At 43.2% G+C, this 6521-nt stretch carries 8 protein-coding genes and 1 tRNA gene; 6 read left to right on the plus strand and 3 right to left on the minus strand.

The genetic code is table 11. The features are described 5' to 3' along the window. Positions 1 to 198: IS3 family transposase (locus BM043_RS19185; RefSeq protein ID WP_143189584.1), on the plus strand; the 198-nt coding region annotated here is incomplete at its 5' end. A gap of 317 nt (positions 199 to 515) precedes the next feature. Here the strand turns inward: BM043_RS19185 and BM043_RS19190 are convergent. After that, positions 516 to 588 (minus strand) — tRNA-Met (locus BM043_RS19190). A 121-nt stretch (positions 589 to 709) separates the two neighbouring features. On the opposite strand from BM043_RS19190, the gene era reads away from it, so the two are divergent. The 4 genes from era (at position 710) to BM043_RS19210 (ending at position 3976) form a co-directional block, all read left to right on the plus strand. Next, on the plus strand, positions 710 to 1603 hold the full coding sequence (era, locus tag BM043_RS19195; RefSeq protein ID WP_092794872.1) for a GTPase Era: 894 nt from the start codon (positions 710 to 712) through the stop codon (positions 1601 to 1603). 2 nt (positions 1604 to 1605) lie between these two features. Continuing rightward, positions 1606 to 2919, plus strand: a complete 1314-nt coding sequence (gene der / locus BM043_RS19200) for a ribosome biogenesis GTPase Der (protein WP_092794874.1) — start codon at positions 1606 to 1608, stop codon at positions 2917 to 2919. A gap of 75 nt (positions 2920 to 2994) precedes the next feature. Beyond that, a complete protein-coding gene (locus tag BM043_RS19205; RefSeq protein WP_092794877.1) occupies positions 2995 to 3216 on the plus strand; it encodes a hypothetical protein in 222 nt (73 codons plus the stop codon). Between the two features lie 133 nt (positions 3217 to 3349). Next, on the plus strand, positions 3350 to 3976 hold the full coding sequence (locus tag BM043_RS19210; RefSeq protein WP_092794879.1) for a SprT-like domain-containing protein: 627 nt from the start codon (positions 3350 to 3352) through the stop codon (positions 3974 to 3976). 173 nt (positions 3977 to 4149) lie between these two features. On the opposite strand, the gene scpB is transcribed toward BM043_RS19210, so the two are convergent. Both scpB and BM043_RS19220 read right to left on the minus strand, forming a co-directional pair. Then, positions 4150 to 4710, minus strand: coding sequence for an SMC-Scp complex subunit ScpB (gene scpB / locus BM043_RS19215; RefSeq protein WP_092794881.1), 561 nt, complete (start codon positions 4708 to 4710; stop codon positions 4150 to 4152). A gap of 3 nt (positions 4711 to 4713) precedes the next feature. Further along, positions 4714 to 5097, minus strand: a complete 384-nt coding sequence (locus BM043_RS19220; RefSeq protein WP_092794884.1) for a TraR/DksA family transcriptional regulator — start codon at positions 5095 to 5097, stop codon at positions 4714 to 4716. Between the two features lie 179 nt (positions 5098 to 5276). Here BM043_RS19220 and BM043_RS19225 point away from each other — a divergent pair, with 179 nt between their 5' ends. Beyond that, positions 5277 to 6341, plus strand: coding sequence for an isoaspartyl peptidase/L-asparaginase family protein (locus BM043_RS19225; protein WP_092794886.1), 1065 nt, complete (start codon positions 5277 to 5279; stop codon positions 6339 to 6341). Positions 6342 to 6521: the final 180 nt, after the last annotated feature.

Genomic DNA, 6521 nt, shown 5'->3' on the forward strand with positions numbered 1-6521 from the left:
AATGCCGTGGCAGAAAACTTCTTTAAAATCATCAAATCTGAGCTGATCTACCAGCTTCCGGTATTGAACGTTAGACAGATACAGGTTGAACTCTTTGAGTTCATCGAAATCTGGTACAACAAAGAAAGAAAACATTCCTACCTGAATTACCTCACTCCTGAGCAGTTCGGAGAAACAACAAAAACAAAGGCCGCATGAAGAAAACTGAACTCGAACTAATCAGGGGGATTTTTTTTCTAAATCCCACTGATTAGTTGAGTAGCCCCGCGGCAGGCGGCATTAAATCAATTCAAAAACAGGCTTAAAAATATTGTCCAGTTTTTTGTAGTAAATCCAATGAATTGATTGATCAAGCTTGGATTAAAAGTATCTTAAAGGTTTGGGGTTTTCGGATTACCCCCGATAGCTAGCGGGCGAACCCTTGTCCGCCGCACCCGTGCGCCGTGGCGTAGCGGATATGAGCCCAACGAGCTTCGTAAACAAAAAAAGGACACCATTTCTAGTGTCCTTCGTAGTAGCGGGGATTGGACTCGAACCAATGACCTTCGGGTTATGAGCCCGACGAGCTACCAACTGCTCCACCCCGCGATATATTTTCAAAGACTTTTGCCTTTAATTTCTTTCTTAAACCGCCCTTCCGGCGAATTGTGATACAAAGGTAAGGAGAAACTATATAAAATCAAGTACCTTTGTGAAAAATTTACAAGGAATGAGTTCTCCAAACCATAAAGCAGGATTTGTCAATATCATCGGAAAACCTAACGTGGGGAAGTCTACCCTGATGAATATCCTTGTAGGTGAGCGTCTTTCCATCATTTCTCCTAAAGCCCAAACTACTCGACACCGCATTGTCGGATTGACCAATACCGAGGAGTATCAAATCGTTTTTTCGGATACACCGGGCATGCTGAAACCTCAATATGAGTTGCACAAAAGCATGATGAGTTTTGTCAATATCTCTTTGGAGGATGCGGATATCATCGTTTTTGTCACGGATTTGTATGAAAAGGACACCGAAATCGAATCCATCATCGAGCGGATCAACAACTCGGGAATTCCTGTCCTGCTTATCATCAATAAAATCGACCTGGCCAAAGAAGGTCAACTCGAGGAGGTCACCCAGTACTGGACTGAGCGTGTTAAAGCCTCCACAGTTATCCCGGTTTCAGCTTTGGAAAAATTCAATACCGAACGTATCCTGCAGGAAATCCTCGATAGATTACCGGTGCATCCGCCTTTTTATGACAAGGAGGAACTAACCGACCGGCCCGAGCGGTTCTTTGCCTCCGAGATCATCCGGGAAAAAATATTTAAAAACTACAAAAAAGAAATCCCTTACTCCGCAGAGGTAGGAATCGAGGACTTTCACGAGGATGAAAAAATCATCCGGATCCGGGCTAGCATTTTCGTCGAGCGAAACAGTCAAAAAGGGATTGTCATCGGCGAAAAAGGAAAAATGCTTAAAAAAGTAGGCATCGAGGCGCGACAGGATTTGGAAGCCTTTTTTGGCAAACAGGTATTCCTGGAAACACACGTCAAAGTCGAACCTGACTGGCGTAAAAACAAACTGAAACTGAAAAAATTTGGGTACGACCCAACCTGATTATGGCAAATATAGTAGCAATCGTAGGTAGACCTAATGTCGGCAAATCCACCCTTTTCAACCGACTGGTCGAGGAACGAAAAGCAATTGAGGATAATATGAGTGGAGTCACCCGTGACCGACACTATGGCCATGCACAGTGGTCCGGTAAATTCTTTTCGGTAATCGATACCGGAGGATACGTGACGGGTTCGGATGATATCTACGAAGCCGAAATCCGAAAACAAGTCAAGCTCGCCATCGAGGAATCTGATGTGATCTTATTCATCGTGGATTGCAATGATGGATTGACGGACCTGGACAAGGAGTTTGCAGACGAGCTACGATCCAGTAAAAAACCGATTTATATTGTCGCTAACAAAGCAGACAACCTCGAAAAATCCCTAATGGCCAATGAATTTTATGCTTTGGGATTGAGTGATTTTGAGATATTCCCCATCGCTGCCGTGAGTGGCAGTGGAACAGGAGACCTTCTCGATGAAGTGATCACCCATTTCAAAGATGAGGGAATTGAAGATCCCGATGCGGATACACCGAAAATCTCCATTTTGGGAAGACCCAATGTAGGAAAATCTTCCTTTCTAAATGCCCTAATCGGACAGGAGCGTTCCATCGTCACCGATGAAGCAGGTACAACCCGGGATGCGATTCATACGCGATACAAGCTTTTTGGCCAGGATTTTATCATCACCGATACGGCAGGTATCCGAAAGAAGGCCAAGGTTAAAGAAGATATTGAATTCTACTCGGTTATGCGCTCGCTTCGAACGCTGGAGGAATCCGACGTTATCATCGTCATGGTAGATGCTACGAGAGGTTTGGAGTCACAGGATATCAACTTGATTAGCCTTGGGATCAAAAACAACAAAGGCATCATGATCATGGTCAACAAGTGGGATTTGCTTGAGAAGGACCACAAGACCATGAACAAAATCAAGGATGATATGATGGATCGATTGGGCGAACACAAGTGGATCCCGATTATTTTCACCTCGGTGACAGAAAAGCAACGAATCTTTCAGGCGATCGAATTGGCGGTAAAAGTGTATGAAAACAAAAACCGTCGTATCCCAACCTCCAAACTCAATGATATTCTCCTTCAGGAAATCGAGCGATACCCTCCGCCAGCTTGGAAAGGAAAGTACATCAAGATCAAATATGTGACCCAACTGCCGACCAAAAATCCGGTCTTTGCTTTCTTCTGTAACCTACCTCAATACATCAAAAATCCCTACACTCGATTCCTTGAAAACAGGCTTCGAGAAAACTTTGAATTTGAGGGAGTTCCTGTAAAAATTATTTATAAAAACAAATAAAAAATATTTGAGCGGTTATTGCATTATTGAAAAAATTGCCAGTACATTTGCATCGAATTAAGAAAACCACAAAAAATGAAAAAGGTATTTGCAATTTTCGCAATCGCTGGCTTGATCGCAACTGCATCTTGCGGCAACAAAGAAACTTCTGAGGAAGCTACTGAAGTAGTTGAAACTGTAGAAGAAACTACTGAGGAAGCTGTTGAAGCTACTGAAGAAGTTGCTGTTGACACAACTCAAACTACTGTTGAAACTACGGTAGAAGAAACTGTTGAGACTGTTGAAGAGGTAAAGTAATTTACAAGCCATCTTGAAAATTGAGAGTCCCGAAATTCGGGACTCTTTTTTTTTGCTTGGTCCGAGTCTGAAGACATAAAACTACTATTCCCAAAGCCTTGATTTTTTTAGCTAAAACTCCCTATTTTTAGGCATGAATTCGACGGAAAAACTTCGGCTTATTTTTTCCAAACATCTCCCTCAAAACAGCATTCCCTACTGCCTGGACCTTTGGATCAAAAACGGGTTCAACTTTACCGTCACCCCAACTCGCAAAACCAAACTCGGGGATTTTCGCTGGCGAAGAGACAGTTCCCGACAGACCATCACCATCAACGGTACGCTCAATCCATATCAGTTTCTGATCACCTATATTCATGAGGTTGCGCATTTACACACCTATTTACACTATGGAGTAGAAACGGCTCCACATGGAAAGGAGTGGAAAATCACGTTTCAAAAATTGATGAGCCCGCTTTTGAAAGTAGAAATTTTTCCAAAAGACATCTTAATTCCGCTCTCAAGGCATATGCGAAATCCAAAGGCAAGTTCGGCCGGGGACTTATTTCTTAACAAAGAACTCAGCAAATACGATTTAAATCATCACGTTTCTGAGGAGGTTTTTTTAGCTGATTTAAAGCCGGGATTGCAGTTTGAACTTCAGGGAAGGAAATTCAAAAAAAAAGAAACCCGCCGCACTCGGGTTCTTTGTGAAGAAATTCCTTCAGGTAAAAAATTCCTGATTTCTCAACTCGCCAAAATCAAACCCTTAGAAGACTAGGGATTTACGATTTTTGAATTACGATTACGAGAGACGGCGCAATTTTTAGCCTTACTACCAGCCTTTCAGCTTTCTCACTTTAGCCCTCTGACTTTTTTGTTTTCCCGCTGATAATCGCAGATAAATCCGCAGATTCCCGTAGATTTTTGATTTTAGCCTTCTGACTTCACAAGCTATTCCCGTTCTTCCCCGATCTGATTATCCGGCTGTGAAAAATCCTTTGGCTGAGGTAAATCCTTGATCGAATTGATCCCAAAATACTCCATAAATTTCGATGAAGTGCCATAAATCAAGGGCCGACCCACGTTTTCGGATTTCCCTTTGATTTCGATAAGTTCTTTTTCTAAAAGTTTGGTCACCGAATAATCCGAATTTACTCCCCTGATCTGTTCGATTTCTCCTTTGGTGATCGGTTGCTTATAGGCAATAATCGACAGCGTTTCCATCTGTGCCGTGGAGAGTCGTTTTTGGCTTTGCTGCTTGAGCAAAATCGAAATACTGGTCTGATAGGCCGGTTTGGTCAAAAATTGGTATCCTCCACCCAGATGCTCCAAAGCAAATGAGAAATCATCTTGTTGGAATTTCTCCCGTAGATCTTCAAGGGCCGATTCGATATGCTCCATAGGAATTTCAGCCTCAAACATCTCAGAGAGACATTTTTGGATTTCATCCTTGGACAAAGGGCCCGGATTACAAAATATCAATGCCTCAATATGCCGGTGAAGAAACTCCAAGGCTTATTTTTTTGCCATTTTAGCTTCGATCGAATGCATGGTATGTGGAACAGCTCTTAAGCGTTCTTTGCTGATCAACTTGCCGGTATCCACACAGACTCCGTAGGTGCCATTTTTAATCCTGACGAGCGCATTCTCCAAGTTGATAATAAACTTCTGCTGACGGGCAGCCAACTGACTCAAGTTTTCACGCTCAAGTGTGTCCGCACCATCTTCCAAAAGCTTAGAAGTCGAAGCAGTATTATCGGTACCACTGTCATTTTTTTTACTGAGTGTCTCTTTTAGCGAGTTAAATTCCTCCTTCGCCACAGCTAATTTCTGTAAGATGATCTCTTCAAACTCCTTTAATTCATCCGGAGAATAAGCGGTTTTTCCTTCCTGACTCATATCGTTTTGGTTAGGTGATAATACTGGGACGTGCCTTTTAAAATAAAGTTCCCTAAAATACACGGCTCCCGTGGATTTACAAAAATATTCGACATACCGATGATCAAATATTCTTGGCCATTTACTCAGAAAAGCTGATTTTTAAGCCAATTATAGCACAAAACACTAGCAACGTCCCCATGAAAAGCTCCTATTTCACCCTGATCTTCGCCTTGATTTTAGTCATTTCTTGCAGCGAACCAAAAGAAAATCAACCGATTACAAATTTTGAACCCCAAGTGGATTTTGCGCTGGCCATTCATGGTGGTGCAGGCACAATAAAAAAAGAAAATATGTCTGCCGAACAAGATGCCGAATACCGGGCAAAATTGGAAGAAGCGCTGAATGCCGGCTATGCGGTTTTGGAAAATGGTGGAGAAGCACTCGACGCGGTGGTCGCTGCGGTCAAAGTCATGGAAGACAGTCCGCTTTTCAACGCGGGAAAAGGAGCCGTTTTTACCAATGAAGGAAAAAATGAATTGGACGCTGCGATTATGAATGGAGCTGATAGAAATGCAGGAGCTGTGGCTGGACTCACCCGGATCAAAAACCCGATCACTGCCGCCCGTGCCGTGATGGAAAATTCCCCTCATGTATTTATGAGCGGTGCAGGCGCTGATCAGTTTGCGCTCACCCAAAACTTGGAGGAAGTAGATCCGAGCTATTTTTACACTGATTTTCGATTTGAACAGTTGGAAAAAATACGGGAAACCGAAAAGACTGAATTGGACCATTCTTCACTGCTGGAACTGGAGCTCGAGGATCCCTTTTTCAAAGACCGAAAATTTGGAACAGTCGGGGCAGTTGCCAAAGATAAAAATGGAAATATTGCAGCAGCTACCTCTACCGGAGGCATGACCAACAAGCGATTTGGACGGGTCGGAGATGTACCCATCATCGGTGCCGGAACTTATGCAGACAATGCTACCTGTGCAGTGTCAGCTACTGGTCATGGCGAGTACTTCATCCGAACAGTAGTCGGACACGAAATCGCCTCTCTTATGCGCTATGGAAAGAAGTCCCTAGCCGAAGCTGCTGATGATGTGGTGATGAAGCAATTGGTGGAAATGGGCGGTTCGGGAGGAATCATCTCCATCGATAAAAATGGAAATATTGCCATGCCATTTAATTCCGAGGGTATGTATCGTGGCTACCGGAAAGCCAATGAAGCCGCTAAGGTGATGATTTATAAGGATGAAAAATGATGATCCTGGAGACTTAGGCTATCGATACTCTCCGAAGGTTCTAAAATCTCTCGGAAAAGTGAAGGTTTATTTACCTAAAATAAATTTCCTCCCTATTTCTGAACCAAGAGAGAGCTGACTGAGGTATCTTTTTAGGGTATTTTTATGCTGTGAGTGACGACACTCACAGCGGCGATGCGC

Origin of the sequence: Algoriphagus hitonicola (assembly GCF_900113375.1) — a bacterium.
GTDB lineage: Bacteria > Bacteroidota > Bacteroidia > Cytophagales > Cyclobacteriaceae > Algoriphagus > Algoriphagus hitonicola.